Source organism: Kaistella antarctica (genome assembly GCF_900109615.1).
GTDB lineage: Bacteria > Bacteroidota > Bacteroidia > Flavobacteriales > Weeksellaceae > Kaistella > Kaistella antarctica.
The window spans coordinates 724,238-742,341 of the sequence record NZ_FOIX01000002.1; the positions used below are offsets into that span (position 1 = coordinate 724,238).

An 18,104-nucleotide genomic window follows, 5' to 3' on the forward strand; every position below is an offset into this window, starting at 1 on the left:
AATTATGAGTACAGCTGAATTGAAATTGGACTTGATTAGTCAAATTGCAGGTTTAACGGATAAAGTTAAACTTAGAGAATTGATGGAATTACTTAAATTTCAAACTGAAGAATCTTTATATATCACTTCCAAAGAAGAAAAATCTCTGATTGCTGAAGCTAGGCAAGAAGTAGCTGAAGGAAAGGTTTTCACGAACGAGGAAGTTCAAAAAGAGATCAAGGAATGGTTACAACAATAATTTGGACCGAAAAAGGCCAAAGAGAATTAATTGAAATTCTTAAGTATTGGAATCACCGTAATAAATCTAAATCTTTCAGTGCAAGATTGAACAAATTAATTGAAGAACAACTAAACTTAATTTCTGAATTTCCTAAAATAGGTAGGACAACCGATATTCCAAATGTTAAGGTGAAAGTGGTTCATAAATATTTACTTTATTATGAAATTATAGAGGATGTCTTGTATGTCTTAACATTGCGCCACGGTAGTGCAGATCCTAAATCACTTAAAATTAGATAAAAATTCTATTATCTGATTGCTTAAAATATACTCACGCGAATCAACCAATGATCCTTTCAGAGTTAAAAGAATTCCTCGACGAAAAAGCCGATTTGTACAATCACATCGACTTTATCGCAAATGATCCGATTCTGATTCCGCATCGTTTTTCCTCAAAACAAGATATTGAAATTGCTGGTTTTTTAACCGCGACCATTTCTTGGGGAACTAGAAAATCTATCATCAATGATGCAGAGAAAATCTTATTGTGGATGGGAAATTCACCTTACGATTTCGTCTTAAATTTTCAGGAAAGTGATATGGATTTCTTTAATCATAATTCCGTTCATCGGACTTTTAATAAAGAAGATCTTAATTATTTTATTAGAAATTTAAGTCGATTATATAAAGAAAATGATTCCTTGGAAAATCTCTTTTTAGTGAGCGAAGATGAAGCCAATTTCTACCATAGCTTCGACCGTTTCAGAACTGAGTTTTTTAAAGAAAACGAAATTCACCGAAGTAAAAAACACGTCAGTTCAACCTATAAAAATTCCTCGGCAAAACGATTAATGATGTTCCTCCGCTGGATGGTTCGACAAGATCGCAAAGGCGTAGATTTCGGAATTTGGAAAAAAATTGATCAGAAAAATTTATCAATTCCCTTGGACGTTCATACAGGCAATATTTCCCGTAAACTGAATCTGATTCAAAGAAAACAAAACGACTGGAAAACCGTCGAAGAACTGGATTTAGTTCTAAGAAAATTTGATGATAAAGATCCTGCAAAATACGATTTCGCTCTTTTTGGTTTAGGAGTAGATAAAGCATTTTAGAAATTGTAGAGAACACGAATTGTACAAGTTTTTGCCACGAATGCTCGAATTTATTTTAAATAAAATTTGTCATGCGCGTGCTTTATTTATTTTGATATGGCTAACTGAAACGTTTTTGCGACGAAAAAAAGAGTGGAAAACATTATATTTGCACCTGAATTTTTCGCATAATTAAGTGAGAAGTTGTTTGGAGAAATTTTTAAGAAAGTTAAAAAATGAAAGAAAGAGAAGAAAAAGCCAAAGAAAAAATCGAATTTCTAGTTAAGGTGACCGACGGTTTGATGTGGTGGATTGGTTCCATCCCGTCCTTAATCATTCACTCCATTATTTTTATCTCCGCTTTTTTACTTCCGCTTTTCGGCCTTGTCGCCTTTGATAAAATGCTCTTGGTTTTGACAACCGTACTTTCGCTGGAAGCAATTTATCTGGCTATTTTCATTCAGATGTCAGTGAACAGAAGTCAGGAACATATCGAAGATTTGAAAGATGATGTCAACGAAATTCAGGAAGACATTGAAGACATCCAGGAAGATATTGAAGAAATTAGTGAAGATATTGATGATATTCAGGAAGACATTGAAGATATTGCCGAAGAAGAAGACGATGAAGATCACAATGAGCGCGCCAGAAATGTAATGTTGAAAAGCAATGTATCTTCAAACAAAAATGATATCAAAGCGATGAGAGAAGTCATCGCCAATCTTCAAAAGCGATTGGAAGATTTAAAAATAGAAGAGGAGAAAGCAAACCTACCACCGGAAAAATAAGTTAATTAAACTTAGAAGGTTTTCGCAAAACCTTGTCAAGGTTCAAAACCTTGACAAGGTTAATCAAGATTAAAGTTTCCCTTTTTATAGCCTTTAAATCATAAAGCAATTTTGCCTTTTGCGGCTTTAAAAAAATCACAAGTACTTTACAAAAAAAACCATTTCAAAGCTGAAATGGTTTTTAATTTTTTAAGAATGTTTTTTCCAAAGTTGGGTAAATGCAATGAAATCTTCCACCGATAATTCCTCGGCTCGCTTATCCATAAATTCATGATCTTTCAAGGCTTCCGGAATATCCAAAGCTTTCCATGAGTTTGATAATTTTTTTCGGCGTTGACCAAATCCAGCTTTTACAATTCTTTTAAATAAAACTTCATTTCCAGCTAAACCTTCTTTTGGATTTCGAGTCAATCGAATCACTCCTGATTTTACTTTAGGAGGTGGATTAAAGACGTTTTCATGCACCGTAAACAAATACTTGACATCATACAAAGCTTGCACGAGAACTGAGAGTATTCCGTAGTCTTTGGTTCTCGGAACAGCTGCTGTTCTTTCAGCAACTTCTTTTTGAAACATTCCAACCATTTCAGGAACTCGATCGTAATAATCAATGATTTTAAATAAAATCTGAGACGAAATATTATACGGGTAATTTCCAATGATAGAAACTTGACCTTCAAAGGATTCGGCTAAATTTAACTGTAAAAAATCGCCAATAAAATGCTGGTCCTCTAATTTTGGATAATGCGTTTTTAAATATTCAATCGAGTCTCTATCGATTTCTGCTACAAAAATTTCAGCGTCTTTTTCCAGCAGATATTTGGTGAGCACGCCCATGCCGGGACCGATTTCTAAAACCTGATTTTTGTTTTCATAACTTAAACCATCAACAATATTTTTGGCAATATTTTCATCCATTAAAAAATGTTGACCCAGATGTTTTTTTGCTCTTACGCTCATTCAAGAATTTGATTTTTTAAAAGGTAAACCTAGGTCGAAAACCTCTTTTCTGAGGTCGCTCGCGATTTCCTTTAAGTTTTTTTTAACAGCGATTTTCCGCGTTTGTCCGCAAATTACGGAAGTTTTTTTCTATTTTAGCAGAAATTTTTTATTTAATGGCTAAGACAGTTGAGGATTTTAACAAGAGGCGACTCCGCTCCAGCAATATCACCGTTGTGATTAGTATTGCGTTGGTTTTATTTTTATTGGGATTAATGGGGCTAATCCTTATCAATGCTCAAAAATATTCAGATTATATCAAGGAGCAATTGGTAGTCAATGCCTACTTTGACGAAAATTACGATGCAAAAGATTCGCTAAAAACCGCTAAAATGGAAGCCGAGACCTTCAAGAAAATTCAGGTTTTAGCACCCGTAAAAAAAGCGACTTACATTACCCGCGAGATGGCAGCTGACGAAGCTAAAAAAAGTATGGGTATTGAAAGCAGTGCGCTTTTCGATGAAAATATTTTTCCCTCTTCCATTGAAGTTGCCTTGAGACCAGAATATGTAGATCCCGCAAAAATTGACGAAGCGATTAAGATGATTGAATCGACTCCGGGCATTATTGATGTGAAAAACAACAGCACCTTGATGGTTGAAGTTTATAACAATCTCAACAACATTCTAAAATGGATTTTAGGATTTTCAGTCTTGTTCCTAGTCTTGGCGATTGTGTTGATAAACAACTCAATTCGTTTAAAAATATTCTCAAAAAGATTTATTATTAAAACCATGCAATTGGTTGGGGCCAAGCGACGCTTCATTCTAAAACCATTTATTAAAGAAGCAATTATTCTTGGAGTGATCGGTGCTTTAATTGGTTTGGCCGTTCTGTTTGGTGCGTGGTATTATTTCATCACCCAGATCGGAACTCCCTTTGCGCAAGACAATAATCAATTGATTATTTTAGTCGTTGGTATATTCTTGTTAGGAGTTTTAATCACGGTGTTCTCGACGGTTTTCGCAACTTGGCGTTTCTTGAGATCTAATGTAGATGATCTTTATTATTCTTAAAAATGAGCAAAAAAAATAAACAATTCTCGGCTGATTCGATTGGTAAAACGGTTGAAGTTCCGGAGAATCAGACGTTCTACTTCGGTAAAGAAAATTACAAACTCATGTTAATTGGGTTGGCTTTAATTGTAGCTGGCTTTCTTTTAATGATGGGCGCTGATGCCAATACCGTTGATGGAAAATACGATCCTAATGTTTGGAATGAAGGCATATTCTCTATCCGACGCATTCGAATCGCCCCAATGTTGGTGATTGCTGGGTTTGCGGTTGAAGTGTACGCCATTCTGAAACGGAATAAGAAATAAGTTTTATTTTTACCACAATCCACTTTGTCAAAGTTCAAATCTTTGACAAAGTTTTTTTTTAATCAAAATGCGACTCTGAGCTTTATCACAGAGTTTTAATATTAATTTACATGGATTTATTCAAAGCAATCATCATTGCAATCATCGAAGGTCTTACCGAATTTCTTCCTATTTCATCTACCGCACACATGGGTTTTATCGCCAACTTAATGGGCATGGAAGAAACGGAATTTCTAAAAATGTTTCAAGTGTCCATTCAGTTCGGAGCCATTTTAGCCGTAGTTGCTGCATATTGGAAAAAGTTTTTTGATTTTCAGAATTTAAAATTTTATTACAAACTGGCTTTGGCTGTAATTCCTGCTTTGATATTAGGCTATCTTTTCGATGATCACATTGAAGCACTTTTAGGAAACCAGATTGCCATTTCATCCGTGCTAATTCTTGGTGGAATTTTTTTACTTTTCTCCGATTCTTGGTTTAAAAATCCTACGATCGATGATGAAAAAGACATGTCGGTAAAAAAAGCCGTTATTATTGGATTCTGGCAATGTCTGGCGATGATGCCCGGAACGAGTAGGAGTGCTGCATCTATTATCGGTGGGATGACCCAAGGTTTAACTCGCAAGGCCGCTGCAGAATTTTCATTTTTCTTAGCAGTTCCGACGATGTTGGCGGTGACCGTTTATTCCATCTTTGTAAAAACTTGGGGCAAAACTACCGCAAATCCTATGAAAGGTTACGAGATGATTTTGGCGTCCAACGATAATATTATAGCGTTTGTAGTCGGCAACATTGTGGCGTTTGTGGTTGCGTTGATTGCGATTAAATCGTTCATTGGTCTCTTAAATAAATACGGATTTAAACCCTGGGGTTGGTACCGTATTATCGTGGGAATCGTTTTGTTGATTTATTTTACACAGTTTCAATAATCTTATTTGAGCAGACATTTCCGCCCTCCGTTCCCGCTTTTTTGTCTTCACTTCGTTGCGACAAAAAGAGCTCCACTCAGGTCGGGCTGCAAACCAGAACTTCTTACCAATTTAGTTTTCAAAAATGACTGATACCGATTTCTTAGAAGGCCAAATAATTCTCCTCGACAAACCTTTGGATTGGACGAGTTTTCAAGCCGTCAATAAATTGAAGTTTAAACTCAAAAGAGAGTTTAATCTTCCCAAAAAATTCAAAATCGGACATGCCGGAACTTTGGATCCGCGAGCCACAGGATTATTAATTGTCTGTACTGGAAAATTCACCAAGATCATTCCTGAAATCCAGGATGCGCCCAAAGAATATTTTACCGAAATCAAAATCGGCGTGCAAACAGAATCGTACGACACTGAAAAGCCCGAGATTCTTCAGCAAGATATTTCGGCAATTACGGAAGAACAGATCAAGGAAACTTTAGAAAAGTTCTTGGGTGAGATCGATCAGAAACCACCGATTTTTTCTGCCATCAAAATCGAAGGCAATCGAGCTTACGATTTAGCCAGACAAGGAAAAGAGGTCGAAATGAAATCTCGGAAAACGACCATTAATTATATCACAGATATTGAAATTGATTTACCATTTGTTCGCTTTACGGTAGGTTGTTCCAAAGGAACTTATATCAGAAGTTTAGCGCACGATATTGGTCAGGATCTCTTAGTTGGTGCCTATTTGACCAATCTTCGCAGAACCAAGATTGGCGATTACAAAATCGAGAATGGTAGTGCAGAATATTTGAAAGACGAATACAGTTTTGAAAATTTTAATCAGTAGCGTTGTTATGAAAAAACTATATTTTATTTTTGTGTTAATTTCCAGTTTTGCATTTAGCCAAACGAAATTAGAGAAAAGACCAATCCAAGGTTTTTATTTCAGTCCGGAACTAAGTGCCGGATTTAATTTATCAAATATTATTCAAGGTAATCGAGACCGAGATAACAATCCAAATAATCCTCCTACAAATTATCCCAACGATTTCTCTTACGGATTTTCCGCGGTCGCAGGATATCATTTGATACCGAATCTCTCTTTAGGTGGGGGATTAAAATATAGCTACACGACCAATAATTTTCATATTCTTTATGGAATTATTCAACCTAAAATCCTTTTTAACGTGGACGATGGTGAACCAATCTTTATCGATTTAACTTATGGATTTCAACTGAATAAATCAGTTGTGGACAATGCAGATCTTTATGGACTAAAAGTGGGAAAACTAATATCTCACCGCAAAAGATTGAGTCAACAGGCCGGATTTTATTTAGAAGGGCAGCAATTAGGAAATACAGGCGTTACCTTTGTCGGATTATTTTACGGGCTCACAATCTTCAGCAACAAAAACTATAATGAGTATGGAAAAGACTAGAATTAATAAATACCTTTCAGAAGTTGGATTCTGTTCTCGCCGAGAAGCAGACAGGATGTTGGAGCAGGGCAGGATAACCATCAATGGCGCCGTGCCGGAAATGGGAACGAAAGTTTCTGACGATGATGAAATTTTTGTCGATGGCGTGACCATCAAAAAAACGGAAGAAGCACCTGTTTATATCGCTTTGAATAAACCGGTAGGAATTGTCTGTACCACCGACACCAAAAGAGAAAGAGATAATATCATCGAATTCGTGAATCATCCGAAAAGGATTTTTCCAATTGGTCGATTAGATAAACCGAGTGAAGGATTAATCCTTTTAACCAATGATGGTGATATTGTGAATAAAATTCTACGTTCTCGAAACAACCATGGAAAAGAATATATTGTCCGCGTTGACCATCCTATTACGCCAAAATTCCTGATGCAAATGCGTGGTGGGATTCCGATTTTGGATACGGTAACCAATAAATGTGAAGTCGAGCAAATTGATAACTTATCTTTTAGAATTGTTTTAACGCAAGGCTTAAACCGCCAGATTCGCCGCATGTGCGAATTCTGTGGGTACGAAGTCAAAAAGCTAAAAAGAATTCGTGTTCTCAATATTAAACTGGATCTTCTGATTGGAAAGTGGCGGGATTTAACGGAGCAAGAAGTTAGTGAATTGAAAGCCATTGTTGCGGATTCAGATAAGACGGTCTAGAAAAACTACTTTTTCTTCTCGTTTGTAAATGATGTTGAAATTTTGATTACAAATTGATTTTGTTAATGGCTAATCTACTAGTAAATTCTTTATGAAGAAGTAAGAATAAGTTTTTGTTATAATGAACAAAATATTTCAATTATTCATTATTTTCTCCGTCTACAAAAGCAATTTTTTTACTCTAAATAGATAGATGATTTAAAATTTTTAAATGATTTTTATCATGCTATAGGATATCTTTAATTCTTATAGTGAATTATCTTTGCACATCTTAATATAAAAATACGACGATGGGCAAAAATTTATTTTCTTTTCTATTTCTTTCAATTTCTTTCTGTTTTTTCGCACAGAATTCCAACTTAATAATCACTTTAACTGGAACACCCGAAACCTGCCTAAATAATGGTTCCTTAACTTGGAGCACTTCAGGGGAAACTGCTGGTGCAACGCTAGTTTATTCAGTCTACAACAATGCGGTCACCACCGTGAATACAATTACGTCAAGTTCCACATTATCTGGCTTACCAGCGGGTTCCTATCGGGTAGTGGTTACTGAAACAAGTGGTAACCAAAGCAGCCAGGCGACGAGTAATAACTTCGTTATTTTAAATCAAAAACCAGAGTTGGCTTTCAGTTCGACGCTGGTCAATAACGAGATTTGTGGCAATGATGGCTCCTTTAAAGTTAATGTATCAAGCGGAAGAGCGCCATATGTTTATCAATTGCTAAACAGTGTTGATAATTCGGTTTTGCTTGAACAACCAAGTAACACTTTTACAAACTTGAAAGCGGGTAATTATAAATATAGAGTAATAGATGCGTGCGGAAGCGGCTTGGTAAGTCAACAGGAAATAAAATACACCCCCTCTAAAAAGCCTTCGCAAGGTTTAGGTTTGGTGGTAACGCCTTTAGCTTGCACAAGTTTAAAACTTTCGTTTAAATATCTTTCTATGGAAGTCTTAAAATATCCACTAACTATTTCGGCGACTTTTATGAAACCTGGTGTTGCAGAACCTCAGACAGTTGTCGTAACAAATATCCAGAAGTATGAAGAAAGCCTTGATATTCCATTTTTTGATACTGTTACCTCTCTTTCGGTACGTATCGTTGTGAAAGATGCTTGCCTGAACTCTAGCCCGTACACGTTTGATGAAACTATCTATCAGCAACTACACCATCGGGTTACGAAACCTAGTTCAACATGCAATGGACAATATTTGCAATTTGGCCTTGGCGAGAGAACTTCGAGCATCCCAAATCCAATTCAAAGTCCTTTTAAAATTACATTTTTAACGGTGCCAGCGGGCTTCAATCCATCGCAAAGTAATACCAATCATAATAATTTCGCATTTGAACAAATCTATGGCAGTTCAACAAATCCATTACCAGTTGGAACTTACACCTACGAGGTATCGGATGCGTGTGGTCGTAAAGTTCAATCGTCTGCAGAGGTAACTACTTACCCTTTTACAATTCAGTCTTCCAATAATTTACCAGAATGCAGTGGTGATTTTAGTTCGATTATGTTGCAGCCGAATAGTGGCAATTACTTTGCGTCAGTTAGGATTACTTCTGCTCCTGCATCATTTGGTCCTCTACCGTTTGATGTGCCAGAAAGTTGGTACGATACTGTTAGCAACAATCAGAAGCTAAGACTACTTCTAACCCATCTTCCTAGCGGAAATTATACAGTAGAAGCTGTTGCTGGTTGTGGTGGTGACGTGGCAACATTTTCCTTCATTACTTCTCAACGAGTTATAGAAACACCTGCGATTGTCACGGTACAGCAGAGTTGTGGCGGAATAATTAGAATTTCGGCAGATAAAGGAACGAATTTTAAATACCAGAGATATTACTCTTCTGTAGGAGGATGGGGTAATTTAGAAAATCTGGCGGTTACTGATGGTTCGGGAAAACAGTATAATGCCAATACTATACAGACGGGGTCCAATTTTACCTTACTTCCAGGTAGATACAGAATTATTGCTGATAAACTTAATTTTTATAATGTTAGAACCTCTACTGGAAAAGCAGAGACATTTTATTGTGATCCTATTGTTTTAAAAGAATTTGTTGTAGGAAATACCGTTGTATTTAATGATGCCTACGCTTTTCAATGTGCGAATGGAACTTACGATGTAAGTCTTATAGCGTCGGGTGGTATTGCTCCTCTTCAATATGCCATCGTGAGCGCGCAAGAAAATGGCACCATCCTTAGAGACAATGGTACGAATCCTATTTTTGAAGGATTGCAAAGTGGAATTTACTTCTTTAGAGTAATTGACAATTGTGGAAATTTTGTAACGCGGAAGATGGATATCGCTCTTTTAGGAAAACCCGGCATCCGCACGACCGCAAATTGTATGACCAATGAACTAATATTATCTATTGATAATTTAAATCACTTAAACTTTCAATGGTTTAGAAATGATAATCCTTCCACCATTTTATCGACAGCAAATGTTTTAGACCTTGGTCAATTTACCCTGGGTAAAGCAGGAGAATACAGTGTTCGAATTACATCAAACAGTGCAACATCTTGCATCAGCAGTATTTTTAAAATTAGCTTAAGACCAGATGCATTGACGAATGCGGAAGCTGGAACCGGACAAGTAGTAAATATTAATTACGATGGCACGCAGACTAAACTTAATCTATTTGATTATTTAACAGGTACTTTCGACACTTATGGAACTTGGACCGAAACGACAACATTGCCTAGTAATTTACTCGTGAAAAATGAATGGCTTGTAAGATCTGCTCAAGCAGGAACCTATACTTTTAAATACACCGTTACACCCTTATGTGGTGGAGTTGAAAAGTCTTCTTTCGTCACCATTAACTTAGCAAAAGTTTGCTACAAACTGCCGGTAGTAGATGGTGGAACCATCGAAGAAACCAAGTTTGGAATTACTTTACTAGGAAGAGCGGGCGCTAAAAGCGACAATTGGCCTATGGTCAGAAAAGGCGGCTGGATGGCTTTGGAATCCAACACTAAAGGTTTTGTGATTAACAGAGTTTCGTTTAATACTAATAATTTACCAGTCGGAATTCCCATTGCTAACTTTGTTGAAGGAATGATGGTCTACGATACGACTAACGAATGCATGAAAATTTACAATGGCACAGTGTGGAGTTGTTTTTCAACTCAAACGTGTCCTGAGTAAATCGGTATAGATCCTAATTTTATATTTTTCAAATAACAAAAAAAATGCACATTCAAAAAATATTCAGTATTCTCTTTCTCGCAGCTGTTAGCACAATTAATGCACAAGTTGCGATTGGGAAAGAAACTATTTCAAGTCCGTCTGTATCCTTAGAGTTTGGAGTTGGAAATAAGGGAATTATTTTGCCTTATATTTTAGATGCCTCCATTATGCAAGGTGTTGTAGCTGGAACGATGATCATTGATGCTAAAACTGGTGTCATTCAGTACGCAACATCCGCCACAAAATGGACTGCCTTAAGTTTCAGCGGAAGCAATACTTCTTATGATAACGTGACCCAGGATATCACTGGAAAAGTGAATACTTTGATTCAATCGGCATTGGTAGATTTGCCAAGTGCGACCACTATTATTGGGACGGCACGTGAGAATATTGCTGGAGTTTTAGTTTTATCAGATAACAATAAGGCGATGGTTTTACCTAAAATGGAGTCTCCACATTTAAATATTAAAAATCCAGCGCCAGGCATGATGGCTTATGATACCTTGAAAAAGCAACTTGCAGTTTTCAACGGAACCGTGTGGACTTTCTGGAAGCCATAAATTAGTATAAAAATGATGAAACGGAAAAACTCCTCTATTGCAAATAGTAGGAGTTTTTCTTATTTACGGTTGAGATTAAAAAGTCAAAACTTTTTTTACTTACTATTTTCATTGATTATAAAAATTATACTTCAGATGGAAATTGGAGTGAAGGTTTATGGTGGTCGTTAAGCAAATTTTTCTTTGGTCTGAAATTAAAGATGGTGCTTCTACGCGATCAATCTACGATTTCTGACGAAGGAGAACTCTCTTTGCCAATCAGTGAAATACTTCACGTCACGTTATTCCTTCCGATAGCTATCGGAACTGCATAACACACATCAATATGAAATAAAACGGAAATGCCTTAATAATTTAAAAATACGGAAGCTAAAATTTATAGAATTTAAACTAAGGTTTAATTGGTAAATCTTGATTTTAGAGGTGAACAACGATTAGCATTGAGTAATTTTTAAAAACATGAATTATGCATAGGTCTATAACCCAAAACATTTCCTATATTTGCACTATATCTTACCAATTGTAAATAAATAGAATATAATCTTACCTTTTTTTAATAACTATTATTTTATTGTTGGCACTATAAATCAAAAAAAATTAATTACAAAAGAGCATTCTCTTCTCAAATACACCTTATGAATTTTAAAAACAAAGAACTCATCATTTTCGATTTTGATGGCACGCTGATTAATAGTGTTCCAGATCTTACCTTGGCCATCAATACCATGTTGTCGCATTATCAATTGCCAGAAGTTCCAGTAGAAGAAGTAGCGCCCTTCATCGGAAACGGTGCCAGAACATTGGTAAAAAGAGCTTTGAAACATTCTATGAAAGATGCAGAAATGTCCGATGGATTTTTTGAAGAAGCCTTCGCTTTTTATTTAAAATGCTACAGAGAAGTTCCGTGCAAAGACACCTATCTATATCCCAGCGTTGTTGAAACCTTACAATATTTAGCCGAAAAAGAATACAAAATGGTCATCTGCACCAACAAACCGTACGCTTTTATCGAACCGATTTTAGATCAACTTGACATCAAACAATTTTTTAAAACCTGGATCGGCGAAGATTCCTTACCTGAAACTAAACCCAACGCTGCACCTCTTCTCCACTTGGCAAATAACATGAACATCAGTACAGAAAAATGCATTATGGTTGGAGATTCTAAAAACGATATCCTCGCCGCGCAAAACGCTGAAATGGACAGTATTGGTTTAACCTACGGCTACAATTACAACGAACATATCGCAGATTACAATCCGACAATCGTGGTGGATGATTTTGCAGAACTACAAAACATATTTTAACATGTCGAAAATATACAACTTAGGCATCATTGGTGGTGGCGTTTCAGGAGCTGTGATGGCTTTACAGTCTGCAAAATATGGAATAGATTCTATCTTATTTGAACAAAAAGAAAGCGTGGTAAGTGGTCCACCCTTTTGTCATTTGCATGCGGGCGGAAATTTATATCCCGACATTTCAGATGAGCAATGCCGTATTTTGATGGAGCAGTCTATCGATATGGCGAAGCTTTTTCCGCAATCTATAGATGAAAGACCTACGTTTATCAGCATTCCAAAAACGGAAAAATATGAAACCAAAGTCATCGAAAACCGGTTAAAAATGTTGGTAGAGCATTACAAAAAATTAATTGCAAAAGATCCATCCAATGAAATTTTGGGCGAGCCAGATGCGTATTATAAATTATACAATGAAGAAGATCTGCTAGCGTTGAAAGAGTTGGGAACCACAAAACTTCCTGATTCCACAGATCAATGGATGTCTAATACCCTTCAATTGATTGATATCGAAAAACTTAAACTACCCGTTTTCATCGTGCAAGAATTTGGTTGGAATCTTTTCAGACTTGGTGCTCAGGCGCAGTTGGCCTTAGATAAAGGAGAAAAATGCGAGCTCAAATTAAATTGTGCTGTGATAGATATCAAAGATGTGCGTACAGAAAACGTGGAACACAATTGGGAAATCTTCACCAAAGATGCAACCTACAAAGTTCGGTATCTGGTTAATTCTTGCGGATTTAAAACCGGTATCATAGATGAATCATTACATCTGGAGTCCAACCGTCTCATCGAATTCAAAGCGGCTTACGTTTCAAAATGGAAACCTATTGCAGGTCTAATTCCTGAGTTGATCTTTCATGGCGAACGTGGCACACCGCACGGCATGGCACAACTGACGCCATATTGCGGAGATTACTACCAACTGCACGGCATGACCAGAGACATCACTTTGTTTGAAGGTGGTTTGGTAAAATCTAAAAATAATGAAGTGCAACCCGAGTTCAATTCCGCCATCACGCAGAGAATTAGCGGCAATTGGGAAGCTTCAGAAGTAGGTACCCGCACAGAAAATGCCATAGAATTGGTAGCTCAGTTTGTACCCACATTCCAGTCGGCCACGGTTGGCGGTCCGCCCATGTATGGCGCCCAGCAGATTCCGGGGGACGATCCAGATCTTCGCGTGGGCGAGGTAAGTTTTCCAAGCAGATCGTATGCGCGCAGTGAGATTGTGAAAGCCTCTTCTGCCTTAACGGTTGCCAATCAGATCATCGCAAAAATTCAGGAAGAAGACCTCTTGTCTGCCAACGACGTACAATTGGACCCCAACTTTATCTTTATCGACATTCCAAAAAGAGACATCGATCAATTGGCAAGTGCGTTGGCGGTACAGCGTGGCTATCCAGAACCGATGTCGCGTTTGGTTATTTCTAAAAACTAAGCGTAAAGTAAAGTAGTATCATTAATTCATAATGATATTTTTATCAGAAATTATGAAAAATACAAAAACGTGGAATTATAATTAGTAGCTACCTCAGCAGTTTTGCCAGAGAACAGCATTCGTGAATAGCATTGTTAACAATAAAATAACTTGAAATTTTAGAAACACCTTGATCTTATTTTAATTGAAAAAAAGTTTTCAACTTGTACAGTATATTTAATATTTTTCTTTTAAATAAAGGTAAGCCGTTAAATATTTATTCATCCGCTTTAAATCTCTTTCGGTCATCACTTTATTAAAGCGGGTCAAATTCATATTGTCCGCCAAATCATTTAGTTTCACAGCGACGGCTAGCCTTGATTTTTCAACTTGCTGGATGAAGTCAGTATAGTCCATATCAGCCGGAATTTTGCTTAAGCATTTAACAGCGAAAACTACCTCATCTGAAAAACCTTCTTCTTTTAAAATTTCCTCTGTTATTTCTGGACAATCTTCCAACACATCATGCAAAACGCCAACAATCTTTTCATCGTACGTATTTCCAGCATTCATCACGCGCATGACGTGTCCGATGTAGGGTGTTCCAAATTTGTCGGTTTGTCCTTTGTGGGCTTTCTGTGCTAATTTGAGGGCTTTGTTGAGTAATTCGTCTTTGGTCATTTCAGTATGGATTTGGGAATTTAGGCAGAATTTAATTTAATCTGAATTTACGATTTTTTGGGTGTGAAGTAACCATTAACCTAATGAAATTATTGATTTGATTTCCTATTTTTCATTAGCGATTTTTTAGATGGTAATTCGGCGTTTTTTAAAGCCAAAGTTGTAAGAAACTTATATTGAACTTTAATAACGATAAATTATACCTACTCAAAAATATTTTATTTAAACATTTTTGTATTTTTACAATGCAAATTGAAGCTCATGAAATTATCGCCAGAAGGACAAAAACTTTTCGACAAACTGATTACCGAAATGCTTGATGACGGCTTTGTGAAAATCAGCGAATACACTTTTTATAAAAAATTAGGAAGTATGACGGTCTCGTTGGTAGATAATGCGCTAAATATTATGCATCAGGAAAAGAGTTATGGTATTATTCCCGAACGTGAATTTCTGAAATTAGCCAATGGATTTGAACCTGTTCTTCTGCAATTAAAATATCTTTTGGCTTTCTCCATGCGACAGGATATGAATCGACTGGTCAACTTTTTCTCAACCTATTTTTGGAATTAAGGTTAAAGTTTTCATTCTAAAAAAATCTTGCTATTTTTCCATCACTCCTCAATTGCAACCAAATATTCAGGATCTTTAATGATGTTGACATCGATAACTGCTTCAGCTTTGTCTAAAAGTCTTACACAGTCAGCGCTTAAATTCTGAAGGTGAACGGTCTTGCCAGCTTTACTGTATTTGCGGGTAATGCCGTTGAGGGTCTCAATCGCCGACATATCAGAAACGCGGGATTCTTTAAAGTTGATGATGATGGTTTCAGGATCTTCGTCAATCGTAAATTTTTCTGAAAACATCATTACGGATCCAAAAAACAAGGGTCCATAAATATCATAATGTTTGACACCGTTGTCATCAATATATGTTCGCGCACGAATTCTCTTCGCACTTTCCCAGGCAAAAACAAGCGCTGAAATAATCACTCCGATCAAAACTGCCAAAGCCAGATTATGAAGTAGAACGGTAATTACCGCGACTAAAATTCCGACGAAGATATCGTGCTTGGGCATTTTTTTAATAATTTTAAAACTCGCCCATTCAAAGGTTCCGAGAGCAACCATAATCATAACCCCAACCAAAGCCGCCATGGGTAACTGACCAATAATCGGTGCGCCGAAAAGAATAATGAGTAAAATAGTGATCGAGGCGATAATTCCTGAAAGTCGTGCTCTGGAGCCGGCTGAAAGATTGACGAGCGTTTGCGCAATCATAGGACAGCCACCCATTCCAAAGAAGAAACCATTGGCAATGTTGGAGGTTCCCTGAGCGATGCATTCGCGATTTCCATTTCCTTTGGTGCCGGTCATTTCATCCACGAGATTTAAAGTAAGCAAGCCTTCCGTTAGACCTACCGCAGCGAAAATCAAAGAGTAGGGAAGAATTATTTGAAATGCTTCTAAAGTAAACGGAATATTGGGAATGTGAAATGGCGGAAAGCCACCTTCAACCGACGCAATATCCTGGACTGTTTTAGTATTAATCCCAAAACCTACGACCAAAGCAAACACCACAACGATAGCGACTAACGATGCCGGAATCTTCTTGGTAATCTGCGGAAATCCCACCACGATTGCAACCGTTAAGGCGACCAAACCAAGCATGATCAACATTGGTTCTCCTTGGAGCCACGTTAAGGTGCCATTCGATAAAACTTTAAATTGATCCAGTTGCGACATGAAGATAATGACCGCTAATCCATTGACAAATCCATACATCACAGGCTGCGGAACCAATCGAATAAACTTGCTAAATTTAAACAATCCAATTAAAATCTGGATAACTCCTGCCAGAGCCACCGCAGCAAATACATATTCCAATCCGTTGGAGCGCATTAAAGCGATTAAAACAACCACCGTTGCCCCAGCGCCACCTGAAACCATTCCTGGTCTGCCACCAAAGACCGCCGTAATTAAGCCGGCCATAAAGGCAGCGTACAAGCCAACCAATGGCGGAAATCCAGCCAATATTGCAAATGATAATGACTCAGGAATCATGGTCATAGCGACGGTTAAACCTGCTAAAATTTCGTTTCTATAATTTACTTTTTGCGTGAAGTCGAATAGATTAAGCGCTAATTTCATTGATTTTTTTGAGGTTGCAAAAATAGAAAAATAAAAACCAACCTATTAACAGGTCGGTTTTGGATGAAATTCGTGTGGCAGTAGAAAACGTACTTCTTCATTTTAAAGTTAAAAAAAAACATTGTTATTTCTCAGTGAAATAATCTCTTACTACGATCGCTTGATTAAATTCTTCATTTTTGGCGGAATACAAAAGGGTAATGGGTCGCTTTTCTGCGACTGCTTTCAATTTTTCAATTTCCGTCTTTTTTAAATCTAATTCTGCTTTGTACCGTTTTGAGAATTCGGGGAATCGTTCTTCTTGATGATCAAACCATTTTCTAAGTTCAGTTGATGGCGCAATATCTTGAAGCCATTCATCAAGCTTTGCCTCTTCTTTTGAAATACCACGTGGCCATAAGCGGTCAACTAAAACTCGATAACCGTCTTTATCTGTCGCATCGTCGTAGATTCTTTTGATGGAAATTGATTTCATGATTCTACTTTTATATTTAAAAGTTTGCCCACAGAGAATAAAGATAAGAACCAAATTCTACTTCCAGCCCCATTTTTTAAAAATCGTGTGACCTTCTTTCGTCTTCATGAAATCAATAAATTTTGAAGACCACTCTTTGTGTTTTGTGATCGTGGTAATGGCAATCGGCGTTCCTCGATAAACATTAATCGAATTAGGAACTTTAACCAGTTGTGTAATATCTTTCAATCGGTAATGCCACGATTCGTAATTGATCCAGGCATCGAAACTGCTATCTGATTTCCAACCAGCAATTCCTAACGCAGTATTTGCAAAAGACTGTTTAATATTTTTCTGAATTCCCTCAATCACATTCTTCTTACCCGCAACATCTTCCCAAAGTCCCAATTGGCCAGCGCCATTAACGTCTAAGATATGAATGCCATTTTTCGGAAGATCTTTAATAGACCGAATGTTCTTTGGATTTCCGGGTCGGACCAAAATAGCTGCTCCTCTTTTATACAATTCGGTTCGGCTCGATTCATCTACTAAACCAGGATGCGCCATGGCGAAAGAGGTTAGCATGTATTCGGCGCCGCCATAAATAAGATCTGCCTTGAGCTTTGCTTCTGCAATCCATTTACTTTCAGGACCTGCCGTTACTTTCACAATGATATTATTTTCGCTCCCAAAGATTTTGGCAGATTCTTCAATAGGTGCAAGCGGACCGCCAGGACCGTAAACGTAGAGCGTGTCTTTTTGTGCTTGCGCAAAATTCGGAAGGTTGATCGTAATGACGAATGCTAATATTAAATTTCTCATGAATAAGACGATAGGTAAGTGATAAGCGTT

20 protein-coding genes are annotated in these 18,104 nt (G+C 37.1%); 15 read left to right on the forward strand and 5 right to left on the reverse strand.

The annotated features are described in order from the left end of the window. The first annotated feature begins 4 nt into the window (after positions 1-4). The 4 genes from BMX49_RS07960 to BMX49_RS07975 all read left to right on the forward strand — a co-directional run bounded on the left by BMX49_RS07960 (position 5) and on the right by BMX49_RS07975 (position 2,101). Positions 5-238 (forward strand): hypothetical protein, encoded by a 234-nt coding sequence (locus BMX49_RS07960; RefSeq protein WP_034716141.1) that lies wholly within the window; start codon positions 5-7, stop codon positions 236-238. Next, on the forward strand, positions 223-519 hold the full coding sequence (locus tag BMX49_RS07965; RefSeq protein ID WP_034716138.1) for a type II toxin-antitoxin system RelE/ParE family toxin: 297 nt from the start codon (positions 223-225) through the stop codon (positions 517-519). Before BMX49_RS07960 ends, BMX49_RS07965 begins: the two co-directional genes overlap by 16 nt. Positions 520-566: 47 nt before the next feature. Continuing rightward, entirely contained in the window at positions 567-1,334 is a 768-nt protein-coding gene (locus tag BMX49_RS07970; RefSeq protein WP_034716136.1) for a TIGR02757 family protein, read from the forward strand. Between the two features lie 215 nt (positions 1,335-1,549). Further along, positions 1,550-2,101 carry a DUF1003 domain-containing protein gene (locus tag BMX49_RS07975; protein WP_034716134.1) on the forward strand — a complete coding sequence of 184 codons (552 nt, stop codon included), beginning with the start codon at positions 1,550-1,552 and terminating at the stop codon, positions 2,099-2,101. 189 nt (positions 2,102-2,290) lie between these two features. Here the strand turns inward: BMX49_RS07975 and rsmA are convergent, their stop codons facing one another. Further along, the gene (gene rsmA, locus BMX49_RS07980) at positions 2,291-3,061 is read right to left on the reverse strand and encodes a 16S rRNA (adenine(1518)-N(6)/adenine(1519)-N(6))-dimethyltransferase RsmA (RefSeq protein ID WP_034716133.1); all 771 of its coding nucleotides are present in this window, start codon (positions 3,059-3,061) and stop codon (positions 2,291-2,293) included. A gap of 155 nt (positions 3,062-3,216) precedes the next feature. Here rsmA and BMX49_RS07985 point away from each other — a divergent pair, with 155 nt between their 5' ends. The 10 genes from BMX49_RS07985 (at position 3,217) to BMX49_RS08030 (ending at position 13,988) form a co-directional block, all read left to right on the forward strand. Then, a complete protein-coding gene (locus BMX49_RS07985; protein WP_034716131.1) occupies positions 3,217-4,116 on the forward strand; it encodes a cell division protein FtsX in 900 nt (299 codons plus the stop codon). A gap of 2 nt (positions 4,117-4,118) precedes the next feature. Then, positions 4,119-4,421, forward strand: a complete 303-nt coding sequence (locus BMX49_RS07990; protein ID WP_051803495.1) for a DUF3098 domain-containing protein — start codon at positions 4,119-4,121, stop codon at positions 4,419-4,421. Positions 4,422-4,531: 110 nt separating this feature from the next. Continuing rightward, positions 4,532-5,350, forward strand: coding sequence for an undecaprenyl-diphosphate phosphatase (locus BMX49_RS07995; RefSeq protein WP_034716129.1), 819 nt, complete (start codon positions 4,532-4,534; stop codon positions 5,348-5,350). A 124-nt stretch (positions 5,351-5,474) separates the two neighbouring features. Continuing rightward, a complete protein-coding gene (gene truB, locus BMX49_RS08000; RefSeq protein ID WP_034716127.1) occupies positions 5,475-6,179 on the forward strand; it encodes a tRNA pseudouridine(55) synthase TruB in 705 nt (234 codons plus the stop codon). A 7-nt stretch (positions 6,180-6,186) separates the two neighbouring features. Beyond that, positions 6,187-6,771, forward strand: a complete 585-nt coding sequence (locus tag BMX49_RS08005; RefSeq protein WP_126337084.1) for a hypothetical protein — start codon at positions 6,187-6,189, stop codon at positions 6,769-6,771. Further along, positions 6,758-7,477 (forward strand): 23S rRNA pseudouridine(2604) synthase RluF, encoded by a 720-nt coding sequence (rluF, locus tag BMX49_RS08010; RefSeq protein ID WP_034716123.1) that lies wholly within the window; start codon positions 6,758-6,760, stop codon positions 7,475-7,477. The genes BMX49_RS08005 and rluF overlap by 14 nt, the downstream gene beginning before the upstream one ends. Positions 7,478-7,767: 290 nt before the next feature. Beyond that, a complete protein-coding gene (locus BMX49_RS08015) occupies positions 7,768-10,644 on the forward strand; it encodes a phage tail-like protein (RefSeq protein WP_034716121.1) in 2,877 nt (958 codons plus the stop codon). Between the two features lie 44 nt (positions 10,645-10,688). After that, a complete protein-coding gene (locus BMX49_RS08020) occupies positions 10,689-11,246 on the forward strand; it encodes a phage tail-like protein (RefSeq protein WP_051803491.1) in 558 nt (185 codons plus the stop codon). A 635-nt stretch (positions 11,247-11,881) separates the two neighbouring features. Next, positions 11,882-12,553, forward strand: coding sequence for a phosphoglycolate phosphatase (locus BMX49_RS08025; RefSeq protein ID WP_034716119.1), 672 nt, complete (start codon positions 11,882-11,884; stop codon positions 12,551-12,553). 1 nt (position 12,554) lies between these two features. Beyond that, positions 12,555-13,988 carry an NAD(P)-binding protein gene (locus BMX49_RS08030; RefSeq protein WP_034716117.1) on the forward strand — a complete coding sequence of 478 codons (1,434 nt, stop codon included), beginning with the start codon at positions 12,555-12,557 and terminating at the stop codon, positions 13,986-13,988. A 216-nt stretch (positions 13,989-14,204) separates the two neighbouring features. Here the strand turns inward: BMX49_RS08030 and BMX49_RS08035 are convergent, their stop codons facing one another. Further along, positions 14,205-14,648, reverse strand: coding sequence for an HD domain-containing protein (locus tag BMX49_RS08035; protein WP_034716115.1), 444 nt, complete (start codon positions 14,646-14,648; stop codon positions 14,205-14,207). Positions 14,649-14,909: 261 nt separating this feature from the next. On the opposite strand from BMX49_RS08035, the gene BMX49_RS08040 reads away from it, so the two are divergent. After that, positions 14,910-15,221 carry a hypothetical protein gene (locus BMX49_RS08040; RefSeq protein WP_034716113.1) on the forward strand — a complete coding sequence of 104 codons (312 nt, stop codon included), beginning with the start codon at positions 14,910-14,912 and terminating at the stop codon, positions 15,219-15,221. A gap of 41 nt (positions 15,222-15,262) precedes the next feature. Here BMX49_RS08040 and BMX49_RS08045 read toward each other — a convergent pair whose 3' ends face one another. The 3 genes from BMX49_RS08045 to BMX49_RS08055 form a co-directional block, all read right to left on the reverse strand. Beyond that, the gene (locus tag BMX49_RS08045) at positions 15,263-16,798 is read right to left on the reverse strand and encodes a SulP family inorganic anion transporter (RefSeq protein ID WP_034716111.1); all 1,536 of its coding nucleotides are present in this window, start codon (positions 16,796-16,798) and stop codon (positions 15,263-15,265) included. A 124-nt stretch (positions 16,799-16,922) separates the two neighbouring features. Next, a complete protein-coding gene (locus BMX49_RS08050; protein WP_034716109.1) occupies positions 16,923-17,273 on the reverse strand; it encodes a DUF488 domain-containing protein in 351 nt (116 codons plus the stop codon). 57 nt (positions 17,274-17,330) lie between these two features. Continuing rightward, positions 17,331-18,074, reverse strand: a complete 744-nt coding sequence (locus BMX49_RS08055) for a substrate-binding domain-containing protein (protein WP_034717365.1) — start codon at positions 18,072-18,074, stop codon at positions 17,331-17,333. Positions 18,075-18,104 lie beyond the last annotated feature (30 nt).